Origin of the sequence: Streptomyces sp. NPDC008238 (assembly GCF_042956445.1) — a bacterium.
In the GTDB taxonomy this organism is placed as follows: Bacteria; Actinomycetota; Actinomycetes; order Streptomycetales; family Streptomycetaceae; genus Actinacidiphila.
In genome coordinates, this window is record NZ_JBIBGK010000001.1 from 50,891 (window position 1) to 72,401 (window position 21,511).

Genomic DNA, 21,511 nt, shown 5'->3' on the forward strand with positions numbered 1-21,511 from the left:
CGGGGGGCGGCCGCGGCCCCCCCCCCCCCCCCCCCCGGCCCACGCCCCCCCCCCCCCCCCGTGGGCCCCCCCCCGGGGGGGGCCCGGGGGGCGCCCCCCCCCCCCCCCGGGGCCCCCCCGCGACCGCGCGGGGAACCGCCGCGGATGATGCCGCGTTTACCCCAGTGAGCGCGGCACGTGCCGCGGACGGAGGCGGGAAGATGTCCAATCGCGCGAAGGTCGCCGTCGGCGGCGTGGCCGTCGGCCTGATCCTGTTGTGGGTACTGCCCGCGTGGCTGGCCCTGCTGGTCATCGTGGGCGTCCCGGTGGCCGCCTACCTCACCCTCGACCCCTCCCAGCGACGCAGGCTGCGCCGGGCCGGGAGGCGTGAGATCGGCAAGTGACGGCGGACGGGGCCGGGCGGCCCCTCCGGTGACGGGGCCCGCCCCAGGGCGACGGGCCCGCGGCTCAGGTGACGGAGCCCGCGGCGGCGCCGGTCCTGAGGTCGGGGCCCCAGCGGTCCAGGTCGGCCTGCAGGTCGAGGGGGAGCGGGCGGGTGATCCCCTGGTCCTCGGGCCAGTCCTCGCGGGGGACGCGCCACATGACCTCGAACTCGTTGCCGTCCGGGTCCTTGGCGTACAGCGACTTCGACACAACGTGGTCGCTGGAGCCGACGAGCGCGCCCCGCTCGGTGAGCAGCCGGGCGGTGTCGGCCAGTTCCCCGAGGGTGCCGACCTCCCAGGCCAGGTGGTAGAGGCCGACGCGGCCCTGTTCGGGGCCGGGGGCGTCCGGGCCCAGGGCGAACAGTCCCAGGTCGTGGTCGTTGAGCGTGTCCTGGGCGCTCAGGAAGGCGGCGCGGCCGGGGATCTCCGCGTCGATCCGGAAGCCGAACACGGCGGTGTAGAACTCGACGGACCGGGCGACGTCGCGGATGTAGAGAACGGCGTGGTTGAGACGGCGAACAGGCATGGCGTCAGATTACGCCGACATCATTGAAAGTTCAATGAATGTCGGCGGTAGGATGACCGGGCTTTCAGTGCACCGACCGAGGGGAAGCAGGCGACCATGACCGCGACCGTCACCGCCGTCAGCCGCGACGAGGGGCACCACTTCAGCAAGCCCACCCGCGACAGGATCCGCCTGCTGACCGGGCTCGGCGTGGAGGGCGACGCCCACCTCGGGGTGACGGTGCAGCACCGGTCGCGGGTGGCCCAGGACCCGACGCAGCCCAACCTGCGCCAGGTCCACCTCATCCACGGCGAACTCCACGACGAGCTGCGCACAGCGGGCTTCGAGGTCGCCGCGGGCGAGCTCGGCGAGAACGTCACCACGCGTGGTGTGGACCTCCTGGGACTGCCCGTCGGGACGCGGCTGCGGCTCGGCGCGGAGGCCGTCGTCGAGGTGACCGGGCTGCGCAACCCCTGCCTGCAGATCGACGCCTTCCGGCAGGGCCTGCTCAAGCAGGTCGTCGGCCGGGACGAGCACGGCGCGGTCGTCCGCAAGGGCGGGATCATGGGCGTCGTCCTGCACGGCGGGGAGGTGCGGCCCGGCGACCCGATCGCCGTCGAGCTCCCCGAAGGGCCGCACCGTCCGCTCGAGCGGGTCTGACCTCAGGTCAGCGCACAGGAGTTGACCACGTCACCGCTCGCCGGCCGGGGCACCGTGCGGTCGGACGGCGGCGTACGGCCGCGCTCCACCCACGAGGTCAGCGCGTCGAACGCGGCCCGGTAGCAGGGCAGGATCGGCCGCAGCCGGTCCGGGTACGTGTCGTACAGGCCGTCGACGTGGTTGCCGCCCTCGATCGTGTAGTAGCGGTGCAGTCCGCCCCGGCCCGCCGAGTCGACCATGCGGTCGTAGACGTCCGAGTCGGTCGCGATCGGCAGCAGCGTGTCCAGGGTGCCGTGCAGGGTGATCATCGGCTTGCCGATGCGTCCGCCGAGGGACACCCGGCCGACGGCCCGGTGCACGGCGGCCGGGCGCGCCGCGTAGTCGTAGTCGGCGTCCGACGCGCAGGGCGCCAGGATCTCCGGCACGGTCGCGCCCGCGCTCGCACCTGGGCAGGCAGGGTCGTAGGAGGGGTCGAACTCGGCTCGGTACACCTTCTGCGTCAGACCCCAGTAGGCCTGCTGGTGGTACGCCCACAGGAACTCCGAACCGGGCGCGAACCCGGCCGCCAGCAGGTCCGAGTCGTCGGCCCGGCCCTGGGCGCGGGCCACGGTGACCGGCAGCGAGGTCAGCAGGTTGGGGCCGTCCGCCGTCCAGAGGGTGCCCTCCCAGTCCACGCCGCCGTCGTAGAGGGCCGGGTGGTGCTCCAGCTGCCAGCGGGTGAGGTAGCCCCCGTTGGAGATGCCCGTCATGTAGGTGCGGTGCGGCGCGCGGCCGTAGCGCGTGGCCACCGCCGCCTTCGCGGCCACCGTGAGCTGTGTCGTGCGGCGGTTCCACTCGGCGATCGCGTCACCGGGGCGGCGGCCGTCGGTGTAGAAGTCCGGACCGCTGTTGCCCTTGTCGGTGGAGGCGAAGGCGTAGCCCTGTGCGACCGCCCAGTCGGAGATCAGGACGTCGAGCGAGTACTGCTTGCGGGTGCCGGGCGCGCCCGTGACGATCAGGCCGCCGTTCCAGCGGTCCGGCAGCCGCAGCACGAACTGGGCGTCGTGCTGCCAGCCGTGCGTGGTGTTGAAGCCCGAGGTGTCGGGGAAGTAGCCGTCGACCTGCACGCCCGGAACGCCGGACGGGCGGGCGGTGCCGGCCGCCGCCAGGCCCGCCTGGTCGGCGGTGTCGGTGTACGCGGTGCCCGCCAGCGCGGTGGTCGTCATGTCGGGCAGGCAGGCCTTCTGCTGGTGTGCGGCGCCGGGCACGGTGACCCGTTCCAGCCGGGCGCAGTGCCCAGCCGTACCCGCGGTCGCCTGCGCGCCGGCGGGGACCGCGGCCGCGCCGAGCGCGAGCAGGGCGGCGGCGAGCAGGGGGACGCCTCTCCAGGGGCGCATGGGGAGCCTCCAATGGCACGTCGGGGATGGCTGCGCCACATCGTGGCCCGCCCCTCCCGGGCGCGACCATGGCGTCGCCCCACGCCCGTACCGGCCGGCTCATGGGGCCGCGTGACATGCGTCACCGTCCAGCATGACGCTGCGCAGTACCCTTGGCCCATGCTCATGCTCGTGCGTCGCCGTCATGTGGACTTCGTCCGCGTCACGAGCATGTCCTGTCGCCGCAGCGGCTGATCCCACCCCGCCCCCTCCTCCCACCCGGCCCCACGCGCCGCCGCCCCACCAGGGCCCCGTGGCGCGGCCCCCGGTCACCACCGGCGTGCCGGGTCCTCACCCTGCGGACACCACACATGACGCTCCAGCTTCCCGTGATCGACCTCTCCGCCGCGGACCGCGGCCCCGGGGCACGTGCCCGTCTCCACCGCGAACTGCACTCCGCAGCGCACGAGGTCGGCTTCTTCCAGCTCACCGGCCACGGCGTGACCGCCGACGAGACCGCCGCCCTGATGCGGGCGATCCGCGCGTTCTTCGCCCTGCCCGAGGCCGACCGGCTCGCCATCGGCAACCTGAACTCCCCGCACTTCCGCGGCTACACCCGCACCGGCGACGAGCGCACCGGCGGCAGCCGGGACTGGCGCGACCAGCTCGACATCGGCGCCGAACGCCCGCAGCACGTACCGGCCGCGGGCGAGCCCGCGTACTGGTGGCTGGAGGGCCCCAACCAGTGGCCCGCCGCCCTGCCCGAGCTGCGCGAACTCTCCCTGGCCTGGATCGACCGGCTCAGCCGCGTCGCCCACCGCCTGCTGCACGAACTGCTCGCCGCCATCGGCGCCCCCGAGGACTTCTACGACGAGGCCTTCGCCGACGAGCCGCACCTGCACCTGAAGCTCGTCCGCTACCCGGGCACCGCACCCGCCGGCGGCGACCAGGGCGTCGGCGCGCACAAGGACTACGGCTTCCTCACCCTGCTGCTCCAGGACGGGGTCGGCGGCCTGCAAGTGGAGCGCTCCGACGGACGCTTCCACGACGTGCCGCCGCTGCCCGGCGCCTTCGTCGTCAACCTGGGCGAGCTGCTGGAGGTCGCCACCGACGGCTACCTCAAGGCCACCAACCACCGCGTGGTCAGCCCGGCCGGCGCTCGCGAGCGCTACTCCGTGCCCTTCTTCTACAACCCCCGCCTCGACGCGCGGGTCGCCCCGCTCCCGTTCGAGCACGCACACCGCGCGCCCGGCGCCACCCGGGACCCGGCCAACCCGCTCTTCGCCGAGTACGGCCGCAACGAGCTCAAGGGCTGGCTGCGCGCCCACCCCGAGGTCGCCCGCAGGCACCACCCGGAGCTCGTCGGGGCGGCGGCCGCGCCCGCCGGCTGAGACGCGCGGGCCGCGCCGCCCGCGGTTACGGTGCCTGCATGGGCACGGCCACGGCCGAGGACGGCACACTGCGGATCGGCGCGCCGCCGCGCTGGCTGCGGCTGCTCCCGGTCGTCCTGCTCGCCGCGCTGATCCTGGCCCAGGGCGTCACCCCCGGCGATGTGGAGCTCGGCGCCTACTACGCGGCCGTGGCCCCGCTCGCGGCGCTCACCTACGGCGTGGCGGGCACCGCGGTCCTGGCGGCCGCCGTCGTGGTGGTCATGGAGCTCCCCGTGGTGGGCTCCGGGACGCTGGCCGGCGCCGAACTCGGCGCCGTCGTCCTCATCGGCGCCCTGAGCGTGGTCATCGCCGCGCTGCAGCAGCGCTTCCGGGGCCGCCTGGTGCTGGCCCGGTCGGTGGCCGAGGCCGCACAACTCGCCGTCCTCGCCCCGGTGCCCGGCACGGTGGGGGAGGTGCGCTGCGCCGCCCTGTACCGGGCAGCGCAGCGCGGCACCCTGGTGGGCGGCGACCTCTACGACGTACGGCCCGGGCCCCACGGCGTACGCGCGCTGGTCGCCGACGTCCAGGGGCACGGGCTCGCCGCGGTCGGCACCGTCGCGGCCTTGCTCGGCGCCTTCCGGGAGGCGGTGCTGGACCAGCCGGAACTGCGCGGGGTGGCGGGGCGCCTCGAACGGCGCCTCTCCCTGGACGCGGCGGGGAACGCCGAGTTGTTCGCCACCGCCCTGCTGCTGGAGTTCCCCCATGACGGGTCGCGGGTCCGGCTGGTCTGCCAGGGTCATCCGCCCGCCCTGCTGCTGCGTGGCCGCGAGGTGCGGGAGCTGGAGTGCGATCCGGGGCCGCCGCTCGGCGCCGGCCTGCCCGGACAGGCACCGGCCCTGCCCTCGGTGGTGCCCCTGCGACCGGGGGACGTGATCCTCGCGTACACCGACGGCGTCACCGAGGCGCGGGACGCCTCGGGCGCCTTCTACCCGCTCGCCGAACGCCTCGCCGCCCGGCTGGCGGAGGGCGCCGACCCCTCCCCGGAGGGGATCGTGGACGGGGTCTGGGAGGACCTGCGCCGGTACGCGGGCGCGGTGGGCGACGACGTCGCACTGCTGGCGCTCGCGCCCCGGTGACCCGGGGCGGCTCGGTCAGCCCTTGCTCTTCGCGGCGTGCAGCGGGGGGCGGCCCTGCAGCCTGGCGGCCTCGGTGCGGATCTCCGGGAGCCTGGAGTACAGGTCCTGGCCGGGACAGTCCGTCATGTAGGCGTCGCGGTGGCCCGCGATGACGTGGAAGACCGCTTGCTCGCCCTTCTTGAAGCGGCTCTTGCTGTTGCTGGACACCAGGGTGACCTCGCCCCGGGGATCGATGTCGGACAGTCCGAGCTTCCAGGCGGCGATCCGGGCGATCGCCTCGGCCATGGCCTGCGGGACGCTGCCCTTGGCGTCGTAGGTGCCGATGGCGGCGATCCCCATGGTGTCCTTGTTGAAACCGATCGAGTGCGCCCCGGTGACGGGGCGGTCGGAGCCGCCGGCCCGCCCCTCGTAGATCGTGCCGCACTTGTCGACGAAGAAGTTGTAGGCGACGTCGTCCCAGTGACGGCTCTGGATGTGGCCGGAGTAGATGTCCCGGATGATCCGGGGCACGTCCTCGCAGGCGTAGTCGTTGCCGCTGTCGGTGTGGTGCAGGAACACGGCCTTGACCGTGGTGCTGTAGTGCGGGGGCTCGGTCCGCAGCGACTCGTCGGCCCCCCAGCTCTTGCGCGGCACGATGGCGGGTTCGTGGGCCGGGTAGAGCGGTACGCGCTGGAGCCTGGCCCGGGCGGCCAGGTCGGGGAAGGGCATGAGCTGGGGGCTCGGCGCGGGGCGGGCGTACACGGAGGGCGGGTCGATGTGGATGATCGCGCTGTGCACTCCGAGGGCGGCGACGGCGACGACACCGGCCGTCCCCGCGGCCGTCGCCCAGACGCGTGCGGTAGGCCGCGGACGTCCGGCCGCGCGGCGGCGCGCGTGCTTGGCCGCACGGTGTGAACCCATGAAATGAACATCAGCTCATATGACCGGCTTGCGTGGAGGGGACACGCCGGGCGGCCCGCGGACCTCACCCGGATGCCATGGCGGGTGCCCCGGAGTCCGCGGTGTCCCGGGGGGCTCCGCCGCCCGGGACGCCCGGATGTCCTCCCGCGCCCACCGGCCCTCCGCTGCGGGGGAGGGCCGGTGGGGCGCGGTCCTCACTTCAGGTAGGGCCCGTCGGAGCCGACCTTGCCCGGCGCGGCGTTGTCCCCGCCCAGGTCGAGGACGTACACGCGCAGATTGCCCTTGCCGGGCGCGTCGACCGACAGGTTTCCGCCGGTCACCGTCCTGACCGCGCCGGTCACCGCGTCCTTGTACGTGCCGTTGGGGATCCCGGTGAACGTGGCGCCGCCGCTCACCGTCACCAGCGCGAAGCTGTCCACCCCCGTGGCGGCGTCGGTGTAGCGGCGCTTGAAGGCCATCTCTCCGCTCACCCCGGCCGTCGAGTACTGCCCCGTCTGCAGCGCCGGGACCGCGCGCCGGATCTGGTTCAGCCGCTGCACGTGCTTGACCAGCGGCTGCGCGAGCGTCGTGGCCACCTGCCCGGACGCCGAGGCCACGCTGCCGAAGCCGGCGGCCGTGACGTCGCCCTCCAGGTGCGCCCCGTAGTAGGCGCGGCCCGTGGACGCCAGCGGGCAGGTCGGACCGCAGTCGATCTGCTTGCCCTTCTGGAACTCGATCTCCGATCCGTAGTAGAGCGCCGGGATGCCGCGGAAGGTCCACATCAGCGACATGTTCTCGGCCCACGCGTCGGTGCCCTCGGCGTAGCGGAAGGAGGACTTGTTGGGACCGTAGTCGTGGCTGTCGACGTAGACGACGTTGTAGGTCGCGTCACTGGTGCTGTCGTCGGAGTCCTTGCCGTTGTTGAAGGCGTTCGAGGCGGAGCCGAAGTTCATGTGCATCCGCATGTCGATGACGTTCATCCCGGAGAACCGGCTGTGGTCCGGGGCGTGGTAGCTGTTGCCGTTCAGGAAGGCGTTGTCGGAGACCGGCTGGTTGCCCGTGCCGAGCTGCTCCTCGTAGGTGTACTGCTCCAGCGCGGCGGTGGTGTCGTCGTCGCTGTACGTCCTGCGCTCCTTCCACGTGTAGAACTGCGCCGAGTGGTTGACCGAACCGCGGTTCCACTTGTCGTTGACGAAGGCCGCCACCTCGCCGAAGACGAAGAAGTCCTTCGCCTTCTGCGCGCCGAACCGCGCCGTGACCGCGTCGTACACGGCGGGTAGGAAACGGCGGTTCCAGGTGACGCGCGGAATGTGCACGGCCGTGTCGATGCGGAAGCCGTCCACCCCCATGCCGATGTACTTGTCGTAGGCGCCGATGAGGTAGTTCTGCACCTGGGGGTTCTCGGTGTTGAGGTCGGCCAGGTCCTCGTGCAGCCAGCAGCTGCGGGAGTCCTCGCCCTCCCAGTTGCCGATCCAGCACTGGTGGTAGTACTTCGAGGGGAACATGCCCGAGGTCGGGCTCGGCCACTGGCAGTTGTAGAGGGTGTAGCCCTCGGGGCTCCTTCCCCCGGTGGGGACGCCCCAGTTGACGCAGGTGTTGCCGGTGGGCTCGGCGGTCGACCACAGGTCGCCGTTGTAGTACGACTTCCCGGCGACCGGCTCGACGGTCAGGCCGTCGTATTCGAAGCCGTCCCGCTTCTGGTCGTAGTACCAGCTCCACTGGGAGTCGCGCACCCCGTACACGGTCGGTGTGAACAGGCCCTTGGCGCCCCAGCGCGAGCTGTGGTTGTAGACGACGTCCTGGTAGACCTTGATGCCCTTGGAGTGCGCGGCGTTGATCAGGTCCTGGTAGGAGGCGCCGGCCGACTCCATGCGCGGGTCGACCCGGTAGAAGTCCCAGCCGTGGTAGCCGTGGTAGTCGTAGTCCGAGCGGTTGAGGACGACGGGCGTGATCCAGATCGCGGAGAAGCCGAGGCCCTTGACGTAGTCGAGCTTGTCGACCAGCCCCTTGAAGTCGCCGCGGAACATGGGGTCGCCGCCCGCGGCGTTGCCGGACTTCACGTGCTGGCTGCCGCCGCGGTCGTTGGACGTGTCGCCGTCGTAGAAGCGGGCGGTGAGCACGAAGTAGATCGGGTCCTTGCGCGGGTCGCCGCCCAACGGCTCGCCCGGGGTGGTCCGCGGGGCCTCGCCGGTCGTGACCGCGGCGGGGGCGGAGGCGGCCGAGACGTTCCCTGCGGCGTCGAGCGCCTTGACGGTCCAGGTGTAGGCGGTGCGCTCCTCCAGGCCGGTCTGGCTCGTGACGGTCGAGGCGACGTGGGCGATCGACGTGCCCTTGGTGCCGCCGGTGCGGGTGACCTCGTAGCCGGTGACGGCCGTGTCGTCGGTGGCGGCGGTCCAGCTCACCACGACCGACGTGCCCGTCGCCTTCGCGGTCACCCCGGTGGGGGCGGTGGGCGCTGCCGTGTCGGGTTCGGAGTCCGCGCACGGGTCGTCGGCGTCCGGTGTCACGACCCTGTTCCTGACCGTGCTTATGCCTTCCGTGAGCCGGTAGTTGCCGCCGTTGTTGTTGTCCCAGGTGCCGTTGCCGTTGTTGAACGCGGCCTGCCAGGTCGTCGCGGTGCCGAGGTCGACCGTCGCGCGCACCCAGCCGGTGCAGGCCGCCTCCATGGCGACGCCTGGGACGGCCGTCCAGGCGCCGCCGGCCGGCGCCCAGTGCAGGTTGTAGGTGGCCCAGCCGACGGTGTCCGTGGCGTAGTAGACGGTCGCGCCGTGACCGGACGGTTCCCCCGTGCCGCTGCACGGGTCGCTGTGGGCGACGGTGCCGTCATTCACCGTGATCGTGCCGGTGCCGAGCCGGTAGTTGCCGCCGCCGTTGTTGTCCCAGGTGCCGTTGCCGTCGGTGAAGGTGGCCTGCCAGGTCGTCGCGGTGCCCAGGTCGACGGTGAGCCTGACCCACCCGGTGCAGGCCGCGGCCATCCGCGTACCGGGCGGGGTGGTCCAGGAGCCGCCGGTGGGCGCCCAGTGCAGGTTGTACGACGGCCAGTTGCGGTTGGTGGTCGAGTAGTAGACGGTGGCGGCGGTCGGTGCGGCGTCGGCGCAGGGGTCGGCCGTGGTCACCGCGCCGGAGGAGACGGCGCTGGTGCCGGTGCCGAGCCGGTAGTCGCCGCCGCCGTTGTTGTCCCAGGCGCCGCTGCCGTTGGTGAAGGCGGCGGAGAGCCCGCCGGCCCCGCCCAGGTCGACGGTCCTGGAGTACCAGCCGGGGCAGGCCGCCTCCATGGCGACGCCCGGCACGGTCGTCCAGGCGCCGCCGGTGGGTGCGTAGTGGAGGTTGACGGTGGTCCAGGCGGAGGCGGGACGGTAGTAGACCGTCGCCGTGGTGGCGGCGAAGGACAGGCCCGCCGGCAGCAGACCGAGCAGTAGACCGCCGACGAGCAACAGCACGGTGCGCAGCGCGCGATGGCGTCCAGGGCGCGCGGGTCGGTTCATACGGGGGCTCCTCGGGCAGGGGCCGCCGGGACGGCGGCCGGTGCGGGTGAGGCAGGCCCTCCCGCGCGCCACGAAAGGAACGGCCGTGAGTCTCCTGCAAGTTGCTGCAAGAAGCTTCATGAGATTACTGGGACATGACAGGGCGGTAAAGGGGTCGCGCAGCCGGACGCCCCGTAGCGGTCACGCGTCGACCCGGCGGCCCGGTCCGCCCGGAAAGCCGCGGCCCGGGGCCCGAACTCGGCCATCCGCGGCTTGAGGTCCGGCACCGGCGCGCAGTCCGCAGCGTCCATCCCCGCGACGTGGACCTCCAGCCCGTCGCCCCGCAAGATCTTGCAACGCGACACCCTCCAGCCGGTCGAGCCGGTTCTCGTCGCGTCCGCCGCCACCTGCTCCTCGGGGGACCCGGTCGCCGTCCTCGACCGGTTGCCGCTGCTCCGGATACGGATTACCACTACGTGAGACGCGTGTGTCGCTCAGTGGACAAGCGTGGCTACGGTGGAGGTCATGACGCGGGAATGGGACGCCTCCACCTACGACAGCCTGCCGCTGCCCCACACCCAGTGGGGCCGCAGGACCCTGGACCGCCTCGCGCCGCGCGGCGACGAGCGCGTGCTCGACCTGGGCTGCGGCACAGGACGCGACACGGAAGCGCTGCTCGGCCTGCTCCCGCACGGTCGTGTCGTCGCCGTCGACGGCTCGCTTCGCATGCTGGACCGGCTGCGCGACCGCCTCGCCGGGCGGCTGGACCGCGTCGAGGTCGTGCACGCCGACATCACCGGCCCTCTCCCCGTGACGGGCCCGGTGGACGCCGTCACCAGCGTCGCCACCTTCCACTGGATCCCCGACCACGCCGCGCTCTTCCGTGGCATCGCGCGCGTCCTTCGCCCCGGCGGACGCCTCGTCGCCGAATGCGGCGGGCAGGGCAACATCGCCGCCGTGTCGGCCGCCGTCGACGACGTCCTCGGCCGGCGGCCCGCCGTCTGGAACTTCGCGGGCGCCAAGGAAACCGAACGGCGCCTGCTGGACGCCGGCTTCACCGACGTCGACGTCGCCCTCGTGCCCGATCCAGCCCGGCTCGAACCCGGCCCGCAACTGCTCTCCTACCTGGCCGTCGTCGTCCTCGGCGGACACCTGGAACGTCTCCCCGCCGAGGAGCACGAGGCCTTCGTCCACGCCGTCGCCGAGCGCCTGCCGGAGCCCGTCGTGGACTACGTCCGCCTCACCGTCTCCGCGACACGCGGCCCCGACGCCGCCAGAGCGTAATTCACTTGCGGCCACGGTTCCCCGCGGGAACGATCACCCCTGCGCCGCCCGGCACGGGCGGCCCGTGACCGTACGCAGCCGCGGACGGCCGGAGGAGCTTCCGAGGAGACGTCCGCACCCTGTACACCGGCTTCGACCACCTGCCCTACCCGGCCCGCATGCGGGCCGTCGCCGACCACGTCCGCTCCCTCGACGACGCCGCCTACCGCGCCGCGCACGCCGCCCTCGATGCCGGCGGCCCGGACGACCGGCACCTCGCGCTCTTCCTCGCCGTCGTCCGCCGTGACCTCGCTGCCGTGACCGCCGCTCTCGAAGACCCCTTGCTGCGCCGCCGCGCCCTGGCGGCCGCGATCCGGCTCCCCGTCCCCGGCGAGGCCCTGGCCCGGCTCGCGTTGGACGGGACGAGGGACGTACGGCACGACACCTTCCGCGTCCTGCGGCTCTCCCGGCGCCGCGGACTCGCCGCCCGGCTGCTGCCCCAGGTGCGTGAGCGCCACGGCGACAGCGAGGCGGCCCACCTGCTGCCGGCGTGTGCGCCCGACGTCGCGGCGGAGTGGCTGCCCCGCCTCGACGTGCCCCACGGCGTGCTCGTGCCGCTCGCCCGGACCGCGCCCGGAGCGGTCGCGGACCACCTGGTCGGGCTCGGCGAGCAGTCCTACGACCACTACTCCTGGTACACCGTCATGCGCCGTCACTGGCAGCTCGCCGAGACCGTCGCCCGCCGGGACCCCGCAGCCGCGGTACTGCTCGCCGAGAAGGCACCGCACTTCACGACGGACGTGGTGACCGCCGCCGCGCTGCGCCGGCCCCGGGATCTGCTCGCCGCCGTCCGCCGGGCGCGCCCGGAGAGCCTGCCGCTCCAGGAGACGCCGCTGTCCCGGCGTGTCCGGCGCGCGCTCCGCGACCTGACGCCGGAGGAACTCGCCTCCCTCGCCTCCGTCTTCCGCACCCCGGACGAGTGCCCTCCAGGGCCGGCCGACGCGCTCACCGCTGATCCGCTCCTCGTCCTCCTGCCCGCCGGCCTGCGGGCCGGTCTCGTCCGGGAGCGGATGCCCGCCCCGGAGAGCCGCGAGACGATTCCCTTCCGCAGCATCGCCGCGCTGGAGCCCGGGGAGCGTGCCGCGCTCGTGCGGCCGATGCTGCGGGCGCGTCCCGGTCGACGGGACCGCTTCTGGCCGGTCATCGGCACGCTGCTGCCACTCCCCGAGGCCGAGGAGCTGTATCGGCAGGCCACCGACAGCTTCGCCCCCCACGTGCGGCGGGACGCCTGGCCCGCGCTGCTCGCCGCCGCCGCGCACCACGGTGACCCCGCGGAGTACGGGCGGGTGTTCGCCTCCTGCGAGCGTGCCTGGCACGACCAGTTCGGCGTGCGCCAGGCCGCGCTCGCGCAGGCGGGCGCCGCTCCCACCCGGCTGCTGGCCGCCGTCCCCTATGCGGCGTTGCGGGACGCCGCCCTCACCACGGTCCAGTCCGGGGACTCCACCGCCTACACCCTGGAGTGCGCGGATCGCCTGCTGCGACGCGTCGTCCTGGGCGCCGCTGCGCACGGCGACCACGGTCGTGCCGGGGCCGTCGCGCTGCTGCTCGCACAGGTCGTCGCGGATCCACGTCACCAGGGGGCGCGGGCACCACTCGTCGTGGACCGCGCCACCGCCCGGGCGATCTGGTCGGCGGCGCCACAGGAGGGCGCTGCATCCGGGAAGGTGCTCGGGCTCGCCGTGCTGCTGGAACGACACGCTTCCGCGCTCCCCGGATGCGACGCCCTCCTCGCCCGCACCGCGCTCGAGGACGAGGACCCCGCCGTCCGGGCGCGCGCCGCCGAGGCATGGCTGGCCGACCCCGCGAAGCGCGAGGAACGCGTCGCCCGGCTCCTTGCCTCCGGGCGGCCGCTCACCGACGTGCCCCGCGTGCTGTGGACGGTGGTGCGCCGCCGCACCGACCTGCTCGAGGCACTGCTGTCGGTCGAGGGCAGCGGTGCCCGGGCGCCCCGGCTTCCGGAGACCGCCGCGGGCCGCTGGCTGCCCGCGCAGCGCGCCGCTTTCGTCCGCCGCCTCACGGCCGTCGCCGATGACCCCGAGCTTCCCCTGCGGCGGCGCGTCGATGCGGCGGTCCTGTTGCGGGACGCCCCCGCTCTGCGACGGCTGGTCGCGAACGGGGCACCACAGCCCGTCGTGGCCGCCGCTTTGACTTCCCTCGGACGTGTGGCGGACCGCGGCGCGCTCGAGCCGTTGCTGGAGCACGCCGCCCTGGGCTGGGTCCGCGGCCGTGCCGCGATGGCGGGGCTGCGCCGACTTCTCGACAAGGTCCCGGACGCGGAGGCCCTCGAAAGACTGGGTGGGATCGTGCGCGACTCGCGGGCGCCGGTCGGTTCACGGAAGGAGGCGGCGCGCGCCCTCGGCGAACGGCCCGGCGAGGAGGCCTTCGGCGTCGTGCTCGCCGCCTGGGACGTGCCGGACCAGCATTGTGACGTACTCGCCGTGCTGGCGGCCCCGTTGACCCGCCGCCTCGAACACCCCGGGGTCGCGGCCCGGTTGCGCCGTGGGTTGGCCCACGAGTCCGTACGTGAGGAGGTCCTGCGCCGCCGCCCCGGCCTCGCGCCGGCCGCCCGGGTGACGTACAACCGCTTCCTGGCCGAGGTGGTGCGTGAAGGCGGTGCAACGGAGGTCGTGACCGCGGCCTGCACTGCCTTGGGCAACACCGGCGGCGCGCAGGGCGCCGACGAGGCGGTCGCCGCCGCGCTTGCGGCCGCGCTCGCCGACGAGGCCCGCTCCCGGGAGGAGCGGCTCGTCGCCGGGACCGTGCTCGGCGCGCTCGCCCGGTCCGGGCCCGCTGTCGCCGAGCTGCGGAGGGCGTTGGACGCCCTCGTGGAGCAGGCGGAGCTGTCCGCGCTCCACTCCCTGGCGACGGGCCGGCGGCCACCCGTCGCGGCGGTGCACGATGCGTACGCCGACGCCCTCGAACGGGCGGGGCTGCCAGGGGCAGCCACCCGCGTCGCCTACGAGGCGGCTTTCACGGCGGTGCGCGAGGGAGACGGCGGCCTGGCCCGCTGGGACCGCTGTGTGCGGCTCGCCGAGCGGCATCCGGACACCCTCGGTTCCGGCGCCTACCCCCAGCCGGTCTCCGGCGCCCCTGATCCGTTCGGGCCGATGCTCGACGTGGCCCGCGACTTGGGCGGGCGCACGAGTGCCGTCGCGGGGCTGCTGGCCGTGCGCCTCGTCGACCACGGCGGTAGATCCAGCGGGTGGGCGGATCCCTGGCCGGCCGAGCTGACCGCCCTGCGCGGCCACCCCGTCCCGGACGTGGCGGAGGCGGCGCTGATCGTGGGGCTGCGGCGGGAGGTCTCCGCAGCCGGGTAGGACGTGGGCCTGTGAATCACGCGGTACTGGCGGCCGGTCGGGCCGGGCGCGCGGCCGGTGCCGTGCTCCGTGTGGGCGCTGGCCGCGTGCGTCCGTCACAGACGCCGCGTCATGCGCAGTTCCGTCAGGTACCGCTTGACGACGCGGCCGCCGTGGCGGCCGTCGATCAGCGCGCGGATACAGCCGAGCAGCCCCTGCCTGCGGGTGGCGGACAGGGCGCGGTGGTTGGAGTAGCTGAGCAACAGGTCCAGGTACTCGTCCGTGCTGTACGGCAGTTCGCGCTCGTAGCGGTGGAAGACGGCCGGCCCGAAGCGCCCGGAGCGGTCCGTCTCCCCGCTGTCGGCGGGCACGAGGGCCGCCGCGCGTGGCCGCAGGCCCGGCGGTGTCGCCGGGTCGAAGCGCTCGTAGCACTCCTGGACGTCCGCGAAGAAGGACCGGGTGCCGCCGTCCACGTGGTGGGTGCCGATGACGGCCAGCACCCCGCCGGGGCGCAACGCGTCGGCGGACTTCACGACCGCCACGGCGGGGTCGATCCAGTGGAACGCCGTGGCCGAGACGACGGCGTCGAACGGCTCGTCCGGGAGCGGCCACTCCTCGAACGCCGAGACGACCACCTCGACCCCGGGGAACCCCGCGAGCCGGCGCCGGGCAACCGCCGCCATGGACGCGCCCAGCTCGACGGCCGTCACACGGAAGCCGCGCTCCGCGAGCGGCACGGTGGCCTGCCCGGTCCCGCAGCCGATCTCCAGCACGCGTGCGCCGGGACCGAGCCCCGCGACCCCGGCCAGGTCGTCGAAGACCACGCCGGGATACCCGGGGCGGACCCGGTCGTACAGCTCGGCGTCCTCGTCGAAGACGCCCCTCAGCGAACTCCGGTCGCCCACCCGTCGAGAATACGGCCCGTGCCTAGTCCGGCGGCAGGGGAACGGCAGGCCCCTGCGGCGACGCGAGGAGCACGTTGTGGATGTAGTCCTCGACCGCCGCGTCCAGGCCCACGTCGCCCTGGGCCCGCTCCGACATGAGCCAGCGGTGCTCCAGCAGCTCGTGGTAGATCTGCGCGGTGTCCAGCGAGCCGCGCAGCTCGCGCGGCACGGCGCGGACCGTCGGGCGGAAGACGTCGCGCACCCACCGGTGGGCCAGCACCTCGGGGCGGGCGCCCAGCGGGTCGCCCGGGGCGTAGTCCTCCTGGCTCGCCATCCACGTCTCGAGGTCGTTGAGGAGGCTGCGGGCCTGGTTCTCCTCGGCGTCCAGGCCGGTGAGGCGCAGCAACTGGCGCTGGTGGTGCCCGGCGTCCACGACCTTGGGCAGGAAGGTGACGTCGTCGCCGTCGGGCGACTTCTGGATCTGCATCTCCGCCACGTCGAAGCCGAGCTCGTTGAGCCGCCGGATGCGCCGGTCGATGTAGTGCCGCTTCGCCACCGGGTACACCGACTCGCGGGTGAGCTCGTGCCACAGCTCCTCGTAGCGGTCCGCGATGGCCTGCCCGAAGGTGACCGGGTCCACCGACGGGTGCAGCGATCCGCCCGCTTCCAGGTCCATCAGCTCGCCCGCGATGTTCACCCGGGCCACCTCGATGTCGTACTCCCGCTGGCCGCGCGAGAGGGTGGGCTGGATCTGCCCGGTCTCCGCGTCCACCAGGTAGGCGGCGTAGGCGCCCGCGTCACGGCGGAAGAGGGTGTTCGACAGCGAGCAGTCGCCCCAGGCGAAGCCCGCCAGGTGCAGCCGGACCAGCAGCACCGCGAGCGCGTCCAGGAGCCGGTTGACCGTGCCCGGGCGCATCGTCGTCTCGAACATCGAGCGGTACGGCTGCGAGCCGCCCAGGTGGCGGGTGATCAGCACCGGCTCAAGGGGCTCGCCGCGGTCGTCGGTGCGGCCGGTGACGACGGCGAGGGCGTCGACCGCGGGTATGCCCATGCGGTCCAGGTCGCGCAGCAGACCGTACTCGCGGACGGCCGCCCACTCGCCGACCTCCTTGACCGCCACGACCTCGTCGCCGGCCAGGGCGAAGCGGACGACGTGCCGCGAGATGCCGCGCGGCAGCGCCACCAGGTGCTCCTCGGGCCACTCCTCCAGCGGCACGTTCCACGGCAGGTCGAGGAGGGTCGCCGGATGGTCCGGGGAGGTCGCGGTGATCTGCAGGTCCATGCCGCCCAGTCTGCGGCAACGGGTTGACCGGGCGGGACACCGGGGGCGGCGCATACGCTGCGGGACATGAGGGAACGGCTGGTGGTCATCGGTGGGGACGCCGCGGGGATGTCGGCGGCGTCGCAGGCGCGCAGGAGGAAGGGGCCGGACGAACTGGAGGTGATCGCCTTCGAACGCGGGCGGCGCACCTCCTACTCGGCCTGCGGTATCCCGTACTGGATCGCGGGCGACGCCGCAGGACCGGAGAAGCTGATCGCCCGCACCCCCGAGAAGCACCGCTCCCACGACATCGACGTCCGGCTCGGCACCGAGGTCGTCGAGATCGACCGGGACCGCGGGCGGGTGCGCACCCGTGACGTACTCGGGGCCGAGGAGTGGACGGGGTACGACCAGCTCGTCATCGCCACCGGCGCCGTGCCCAAGCGCCCCCCGATCCCCGGCATCGACGCGGACGGCGTGTACGGGGTGCAGATCCTCGACGACGGCGAGGACATCATCGACGCCCTCGCCGACAGGTCCCCGCGGAACGCCGTCGTGGTCGGCGGCGGCTACATCGGCGTGGAGATGGCCGAGGCCATGCTGCGGCACGGGCTGCAGGTCACCCTGGTGGAAGCCGCCGAGCAGCCCATGGCGACCCTCGACCCGGACATGGGCCGGCTCGTGCGGGAGGCCATGGAGGGGCTCGGCATCTCCGTCGTCACCGGAGCGCCGGTGCGCGAGGTGCTCACCGGGACGGACGGCCGGGTCCGCGCCGTCGCCACCGACGGGGGCGAGTACCCCGCGGACGTCGTCGTGCTCGGCCTCGGCGTCGCGCCCAGCACCGGCCTCGCCCGCGACGCGGGTCTGCCGCTCGGCGCGTACGGCGGGCTGCTCACCGACCGCGCGATGCGCGTGCGCGGCGAGGAGGCGATCTGGGCCGGCGGCGACTGCGTGGAGGTCCTCAACCTGGTCTCCGGCGCCATGCAGCACATCCCGCTGGGCACCCACGCCAACAAGCAGGGCCGGGTCATCGGCACCAACATCGGCGGCGGCTACGCCACCTTCCCCGGCGTCGTGGGCACCGCCGTCAGCAAGGTCTGCGACCTGGAGATCGCCCGCACGGGATTGAAGGAGTCGCAGGCGCGGGCCGCCGGGCTGCAGTACGTCACCGCGGTCATCGAGTCGACCAGCAGGGCCGGCTACTACCCCGGCGCCGCCCCGATGACGGTCAAGGCCATCGCCGAGCGGCTCACCGGGAGGCTGCTCGGGCTGCAGATCGTCGGCCGCGAGGGCGCGGGCAAGCGGGTGGACATCGGCGCGGTGGCGCTCACCGCGGGCATGACGGCCGAGCAGATGACCGCGCTCGACCTGGGCTACGCCCCGCCGTTCTCGCCGGTGTGGGACCCGGTCCTGATCGCCGCGCGCAAGGTCGACGGCAAGGTCTGGGCGGACGGCCAGGGCGCCTGACCGTACTCGTGCGCGCTCAGGAAGGGCGTACAGCCAGCTTCTCCAGGGACTCCAGCAGGCCGGGGAGCTCCGGCCCCCGGCCGACCGGCAGCACCTCGCCGGGCTCCTCGTCGAGCAGCACGAAGGCGATGTCGTCCGTACGGGCCACCAGGCTCCAGTCCTCGCCGTCCACGCGCAGGGTGCGGACGCCCTCGCCGGCGGCGGTCGAGCGTATGCGGCCGGGGGGCGGGGGCGTCCGCAGGTACCCCTGGGCGGCCTCCAGTGCGCGGCGGACCCCGGGGTGGAGGCCGCCGGCGCCGGGTTCCGGGGCACCGGGCTCGGCGGGCTCGCGTTCGGCGGCCTTGGGCTGGGTGCCGGCGGTGCCGGTGCCGGCGGACCCGGTGCCGGCGGACCCGGTGCCGTCGGGCTTCTTGCCGGAGCTTTCGGCGGAGTCCTTCCCGGACGGCTCAGGGGACCGCTCCCCGGAGTCCTTGCCGGCCTGCGCGGTCGTACCCGGCGCATCGGATCCGACGGTGCCGCCGGTGTCCTTCGCCTCGCCGTCCTCGTCCGAGGTGTCCGAGGTGTCCGACTCGTCCCCCGCGTCGAGCTGTTCCCGCCAGACCCGCCAGCGGAGCGCTATCTCGTCGGCGCCGAGGCGACGCTGCGCCGGGCCCCACGTCGTGGTGTCCGGCGGCGCGAGCGGCGGGCCGCTCTCCTCCTCCGGCGGATCATGGGGATCGGGGACGCCGGGCGCCGCCACCGCGACCGGCAGCGGCCACCCGGGCAGCGCGGCGACGACGGAGCGCGCGTCGGGGGAGAGGTCGTACTCCAGCCCGCAGTCCCACGCGGCGAGGGCGCACGCCACCATCGCCGTGTCGCTGATCGCCACCGTCCACCGGGCGCCCGCCCCGTCCTGGCCGAAGACGAGGCCGTAGCCGTCGTCCACCGGCTGCAGCCCGAGTTCGGCGCAGGCCGCCGGATAGTCGTCGGCCAGGACGCCCGGGAACTGCGCGGGCGTCAGCATCGCCGCCGTGAGCACGAACAGCGCTTCGTCGTCCGTCGCGGACACGGGCATCCCCTCTCCGGTGTGTTCGCAGTGGTGGGCGCACCCTAACCACCGGGTAACACCCGCGTCGAGACCGGGGCCGCGCCTGTGGAAAACCGTTCGGCGGCCGGATCGCCGCCTTCTACGCTCACGGCATGGTCAACTCCCGCCCCCACCACGGCGGCCGCCCGTGAGGAAACGGCGCCGTCGCCTCCGCTTCGACGGCCGCGAGTTCGTGTGGACGGCCCGCATCGGGCACGCCGGCCAATCCGACGGCACCTGCCGCCGTGCGGTCCTCGTCCGCGTGACGGACGCCGCCGCCCCCGGTGGCCGTGCCCTCGTCGCCGATCTCGTGTCGGCTTCCGGGCCCGGACCGTGGGGGTACTGCGTCACCGACACCGCCCATCCCACCCCGCGGGACGTGCGCCTGCTCGTCGAGCACGCGCTCTCCGCCGGCTGGGATCCCACCGTCCGCGGAACCCCCCTCGTGCTCACCGCGGGCGGCGGCGACCCCGGCCTCCCGGGGTTCCGGCTGCCCGCGGACGGGAACTCCCCTGGGTGAGAGGGGTGATGCGGATGGCCACCTGGCTCCGGAGGTTCACCGACGCGCGGCCGCCCGGGAGGTCCGCGAAGCCCCCGCCGCCCGGCGCGGAGCCGTCACGCCGAGCCTCCCGCGAGCGCAACCTCTTCGAGGCGGCGGCAGCCCATGTCGCGGCCTCCGTCGAAGGGGACGAGGAGGCGGTCGAGGCCGCTTCGGCGCGTGTCGCACCGGAGGCGCTGATGTTCGGGATCAGTGAACTCGCGCGGCGCGCCGTCGTGGTGCTCGCCCAGGAGCGCGGCGTCCCGCCGCGCGTGGTCGCCCGGTCGCTGCTCGGGCTCCCCGAGGTCTGAGGCGCCCGCCGCCCGGGTGCCGGGCCCCGTCCGGGCCCGTCAGCCCCGCGCCTCCACGGCGGGCGTGGCCGCGGACTCCCGGGGGCCGTACCCGGGGAGGAAGAGCCGCATGGAGCAGTGGTCCTCGGCCTCCACGCCGACCTCCGTGCCCCAGTAGGCGCTCAGCCGGTGGGCGACGTCGACCAGCCGTCGCCGCTCCTCGGGCGAGTACGCCGGGAAGCGCACCCAGCCGCGGTCGGAGACGGCGCGGCCGAGGTCGTTGAAGAGCGCGGACCGTGCCCGCTGCTCCTCCTCGTCCGTCAGCGGGGTGGGGTCCCCCTCGCGGGGCACCAGCCGGACGTTGTACAGCTCTCGGGTCACGGGTGGCCTCGCACTCCTCGTCGTTCGGACGTCCGCAGGCTACCGCCGGGGGCGCCGGGGCGAGGGGGAGGCGGGGCGAGGGGGAGGCGGCGTTCAGCCGAGTTCCGCCCGCGCGGTGGTGCGGGCGAAACTGCGGCGCGACCGTCGTGACGGTCCCGCTCCCGGTCGCCGGCGCCGGTCACGACATCGTGGTCGGCAACCCGCCGCCTACGCCGTCGCCGTCGCCATTGCGAGGAACCGCTCGTCGGTGTCGGTGTAGGAGGTCATGGTCCATCCCGAGGACTCCAGCAGGGGCCTGAGGTTGGGCTCGGCGCGCAGGTCGTCCGGGGTCAGCTCACGGCCCTGCCGGGCGGCCAGCGCCGCCCGGCCGATCGGGTGGAAGAGGGCCAGCCGGCCGCCGGGCCGGGTGACCCGGGCCAGCTCCCGCAGGCAGGAACGAGGTTCCGGCAGGTGCCCGATCAGCCCCGCGGCGAAGACGGCGTCCATGGTGGCGTCGCGCAGCGGTAGCCGGGCGCAGTCGGCCAGCAGCAGGGCGCCGTGTTCCCGGCGCCCGGCCCGTACCGCGGCGCCCAGCATCTCGGGGGTCAGGTCGGCGCCGACGACCGTCCCTGAGGCGCCCACGGCCGCGCGCAGGAAGGGCAGCGCCCTGCCGGTGCCGCATCCGGCGTCGAGCGCCGCCTGGCCGTTCCGCAGGCCCAGTTCGGCCACGCCGGCCCGGTAGGCGGGCGCGTCGTCGGGGTAGCGCGTCTCCCAGTCGGCGGCGCGGGCGGCGAAGAACGCGCGGATCTGCGCGGGGTCGGTGTGCACGGCGGTCCACCTCCGGTTCGGGGCGCACCCCGGGGCGCACGGGACGCGGGGCATCATGGTCGCATGATCCCGTTCCGTTCCGTCGTCCTGTTCCTGCTCGCCGCGCTGCTGGAGATCGGTGGCGCCTGGCTGGTCTGGCAGGGGCTGCGGGAGCACCGGGGATGGGCGTGGATCGGGGCCGGCGTCGTCGCCCTGGGCCTGTACGGGTGCGTCGCCACCCTGCAGCCGGACGCCGAGTTCGGCCGCATCCTCGCCGCCTACGGCGGGGTGTTCATCGCGGGCTCGCTCGCGTGGGGGATGGTGGCGGACGGCTTCCGGCCCGACCGCTACGACGTGACGGGCGCCCTGGTGTGCCTGGTGGGCGTGGGAATCATCATGTACGCGCCGCGCGGTGGCTGAAACACGCT

General features: G+C 74.3%; 19 protein-coding genes. 10 read left to right on the top strand and 9 right to left on the bottom strand.

Annotation, left to right across the window (positions count from 1 at the left end; genetic code table 11):
- The first annotated feature begins 200 nt into the window (after positions 1–200).
- Positions 201–383 (top strand): tail-anchor membrane protein, encoded by a 183-nt coding sequence (locus tag ACFZAU_RS00215; protein ID WP_499603159.1) that lies wholly within the window; start codon positions 201–203, stop codon positions 381–383.
- A gap of 64 nt (positions 384–447) precedes the next feature.
- Here the strand turns inward: ACFZAU_RS00215 and ACFZAU_RS00220 are convergent, their stop codons facing one another.
- The gene (locus ACFZAU_RS00220; RefSeq protein ID WP_499603158.1) at positions 448–948 is read right to left on the bottom strand and encodes a VOC family protein; all 501 of its coding nucleotides are present in this window, start codon (positions 946–948) and stop codon (positions 448–450) included.
- Between the two features lie 96 nt (positions 949–1,044).
- Between ACFZAU_RS00220 and ACFZAU_RS00225 the strand changes: the two genes are divergently transcribed.
- A complete protein-coding gene (locus ACFZAU_RS00225) occupies positions 1,045–1,587 on the top strand; it encodes an MOSC domain-containing protein (protein WP_500550364.1) in 543 nt (180 codons plus the stop codon).
- A gap of 2 nt (positions 1,588–1,589) precedes the next feature.
- Here ACFZAU_RS00225 and ACFZAU_RS00230 read toward each other — a convergent pair whose 3' ends face one another.
- Positions 1,590–2,963: a tannase/feruloyl esterase family alpha/beta hydrolase gene (locus ACFZAU_RS00230; protein WP_500550365.1), complete on the bottom strand. Its 1,374-nt coding sequence runs from the start codon at positions 2,961–2,963 to the stop codon at positions 1,590–1,592.
- Positions 2,964–3,313: 350 nt separating this feature from the next.
- Here ACFZAU_RS00230 and ACFZAU_RS00235 point away from each other — a divergent pair, with 350 nt between their 5' ends.
- Both ACFZAU_RS00235 and ACFZAU_RS00240 read left to right on the top strand, forming a co-directional pair.
- Entirely contained in the window at positions 3,314–4,333 is a 1,020-nt protein-coding gene (locus ACFZAU_RS00235; RefSeq protein ID WP_500463250.1) for an isopenicillin N synthase family dioxygenase, read from the top strand.
- A 38-nt stretch (positions 4,334–4,371) separates the two neighbouring features.
- On the top strand, positions 4,372–5,448 hold the full coding sequence (locus ACFZAU_RS00240; protein ID WP_500550366.1) for a PP2C family protein-serine/threonine phosphatase: 1,077 nt from the start codon (positions 4,372–4,374) through the stop codon (positions 5,446–5,448).
- A 15-nt stretch (positions 5,449–5,463) separates the two neighbouring features.
- Here ACFZAU_RS00240 and ACFZAU_RS00245 read toward each other — a convergent pair whose 3' ends face one another.
- The gene (locus ACFZAU_RS00245) at positions 5,464–6,348 is read right to left on the bottom strand and encodes a peptidoglycan recognition protein family protein (protein WP_500550367.1); all 885 of its coding nucleotides are present in this window, start codon (positions 6,346–6,348) and stop codon (positions 5,464–5,466) included.
- Between the two features lie 194 nt (positions 6,349–6,542).
- Entirely contained in the window at positions 6,543–9,812 is a 3,270-nt protein-coding gene (locus tag ACFZAU_RS00250) for a carbohydrate binding domain-containing protein (protein ID WP_500550368.1), read from the bottom strand.
- Positions 9,813–10,316: 504 nt separating this feature from the next.
- Here ACFZAU_RS00250 and ACFZAU_RS00255 point away from each other — a divergent pair.
- On the top strand, positions 10,317–11,075 hold the full coding sequence (locus ACFZAU_RS00255) for a class I SAM-dependent methyltransferase (RefSeq protein WP_500550369.1): 759 nt from the start codon (positions 10,317–10,319) through the stop codon (positions 11,073–11,075).
- A 158-nt stretch (positions 11,076–11,233) separates the two neighbouring features.
- Complete coding sequence (locus ACFZAU_RS00260; protein ID WP_500550370.1) at positions 11,234–14,431, top strand: hypothetical protein; 3,198 nt, start codon at positions 11,234–11,236, stop codon at positions 14,429–14,431.
- Between the two features lie 95 nt (positions 14,432–14,526).
- On the opposite strand, the gene ACFZAU_RS00265 is transcribed toward ACFZAU_RS00260, so the two are convergent.
- Together ACFZAU_RS00265 and ACFZAU_RS00270 are read right to left on the bottom strand one after the other, a co-directional pair.
- Positions 14,527–15,315 (bottom strand): class I SAM-dependent methyltransferase, encoded by a 789-nt coding sequence (locus tag ACFZAU_RS00265; RefSeq protein WP_500550371.1) that lies wholly within the window; start codon positions 15,313–15,315, stop codon positions 14,527–14,529.
- A gap of 22 nt (positions 15,316–15,337) precedes the next feature.
- Positions 15,338–16,576 carry a DUF4032 domain-containing protein gene (locus ACFZAU_RS00270; protein WP_500550372.1) on the bottom strand — a complete coding sequence of 413 codons (1,239 nt, stop codon included), beginning with the start codon at positions 16,574–16,576 and terminating at the stop codon, positions 15,338–15,340.
- Positions 16,577–16,642: 66 nt separating this feature from the next.
- Here ACFZAU_RS00270 and ACFZAU_RS00275 point away from each other — a divergent pair, with 66 nt between their 5' ends.
- Complete coding sequence (locus tag ACFZAU_RS00275; RefSeq protein ID WP_500550373.1) at positions 16,643–18,022, top strand: FAD-dependent oxidoreductase; 1,380 nt, start codon at positions 16,643–16,645, stop codon at positions 18,020–18,022.
- Between the two features lie 16 nt (positions 18,023–18,038).
- Here ACFZAU_RS00275 and ACFZAU_RS00280 read toward each other — a convergent pair whose 3' ends face one another.
- Positions 18,039–19,076: a hypothetical protein gene (locus ACFZAU_RS00280; protein WP_500550374.1), complete on the bottom strand. Its 1,038-nt coding sequence runs from the start codon at positions 19,074–19,076 to the stop codon at positions 18,039–18,041.
- A 160-nt stretch (positions 19,077–19,236) separates the two neighbouring features.
- On the opposite strand from ACFZAU_RS00280, the gene ACFZAU_RS00285 reads away from it, so the two are divergent.
- Positions 19,237–19,608 carry a hypothetical protein gene (locus tag ACFZAU_RS00285; RefSeq protein ID WP_500550375.1) on the top strand — a complete coding sequence of 124 codons (372 nt, stop codon included), beginning with the start codon at positions 19,237–19,239 and terminating at the stop codon, positions 19,606–19,608.
- Between the two features lie 8 nt (positions 19,609–19,616).
- Positions 19,617–19,937, top strand: coding sequence for a hypothetical protein (locus ACFZAU_RS00290; RefSeq protein WP_500465389.1), 321 nt, complete (start codon positions 19,617–19,619; stop codon positions 19,935–19,937).
- 39 nt (positions 19,938–19,976) lie between these two features.
- Here the strand turns inward: ACFZAU_RS00290 and ACFZAU_RS00295 are convergent, their stop codons facing one another.
- Both ACFZAU_RS00295 and ACFZAU_RS00300 read right to left on the bottom strand, forming a co-directional pair.
- Positions 19,977–20,297, bottom strand: a complete 321-nt coding sequence (locus ACFZAU_RS00295; RefSeq protein ID WP_500550376.1) for a hypothetical protein — start codon at positions 20,295–20,297, stop codon at positions 19,977–19,979.
- A gap of 207 nt (positions 20,298–20,504) precedes the next feature.
- The gene (locus ACFZAU_RS00300) at positions 20,505–21,161 is read right to left on the bottom strand and encodes a class I SAM-dependent methyltransferase (protein WP_500550377.1); all 657 of its coding nucleotides are present in this window, start codon (positions 21,159–21,161) and stop codon (positions 20,505–20,507) included.
- A gap of 6 nt (positions 21,162–21,167) precedes the next feature.
- Between ACFZAU_RS00300 and ACFZAU_RS00305 the strand changes: the two genes are divergently transcribed.
- A complete protein-coding gene (locus ACFZAU_RS00305; protein ID WP_500550378.1) occupies positions 21,168–21,503 on the top strand; it encodes a YnfA family protein in 336 nt (111 codons plus the stop codon).
- The last annotated feature ends 8 nt before the right edge of the window (positions 21,504–21,511 follow it).

Bases quoted from the DNA above. Each gene is read 5' to 3' on its own strand.
- ACFZAU_RS00230 (WP_500550365.1), bottom strand. From the start codon at position 2,963: ATGCGCCCCTGGAGAGGCGTCCCCCTGCTCGCCGCCGCCCTGCTCGCG.
- ACFZAU_RS00300 (WP_500550377.1), bottom strand. From the start codon at position 21,161: ATGATGCCCCGCGTCCCGTGCGCCCCGGGGTGCGCCCCGAACCGGAGG.
- ACFZAU_RS00255 (WP_500550369.1), top strand. From the start codon at position 10,317: ATGACGCGGGAATGGGACGCCTCCACCTACGACAGCCTGCCGCTGCCC.
- ACFZAU_RS00290 (WP_500465389.1), top strand. From the start codon at position 19,617: ATGCGGATGGCCACCTGGCTCCGGAGGTTCACCGACGCGCGGCCGCCC.
- ACFZAU_RS00235 (WP_500463250.1), top strand. From the start codon at position 3,314: ATGACGCTCCAGCTTCCCGTGATCGACCTCTCCGCCGCGGACCGCGGC.
- ACFZAU_RS00245 (WP_500550367.1), bottom strand. From the start codon at position 6,348: ATGGGTTCACACCGTGCGGCCAAGCACGCGCGCCGCCGCGCGGCCGGA.
- ACFZAU_RS00225 (WP_500550364.1), top strand. From the start codon at position 1,045: ATGACCGCGACCGTCACCGCCGTCAGCCGCGACGAGGGGCACCACTTC.
- ACFZAU_RS00260 (WP_500550370.1), top strand. From the start codon at position 11,234: ATGCGGGCCGTCGCCGACCACGTCCGCTCCCTCGACGACGCCGCCTAC.
- ACFZAU_RS00305 (WP_500550378.1), top strand. From the start codon at position 21,168: ATGATCCCGTTCCGTTCCGTCGTCCTGTTCCTGCTCGCCGCGCTGCTG.
- ACFZAU_RS00270 (WP_500550372.1), bottom strand. From the start codon at position 16,576: ATGGACCTGCAGATCACCGCGACCTCCCCGGACCATCCGGCGACCCTC.
- ACFZAU_RS00280 (WP_500550374.1), bottom strand. From the start codon at position 19,076: ATGCCCGTGTCCGCGACGGACGACGAAGCGCTGTTCGTGCTCACGGCG.
- ACFZAU_RS00250 (WP_500550368.1), bottom strand. From the start codon at position 9,812: ATGAACCGACCCGCGCGCCCTGGACGCCATCGCGCGCTGCGCACCGTG.
- ACFZAU_RS00215 (WP_499603159.1), top strand. From the start codon at position 201: ATGTCCAATCGCGCGAAGGTCGCCGTCGGCGGCGTGGCCGTCGGCCTG.
- ACFZAU_RS00220 (WP_499603158.1), bottom strand. From the start codon at position 948: ATGCCTGTTCGCCGTCTCAACCACGCCGTTCTCTACATCCGCGACGTC.
- ACFZAU_RS00240 (WP_500550366.1), top strand. From the start codon at position 4,372: ATGGGCACGGCCACGGCCGAGGACGGCACACTGCGGATCGGCGCGCCG.
- ACFZAU_RS00275 (WP_500550373.1), top strand. From the start codon at position 16,643: ATGAGGGAACGGCTGGTGGTCATCGGTGGGGACGCCGCGGGGATGTCG.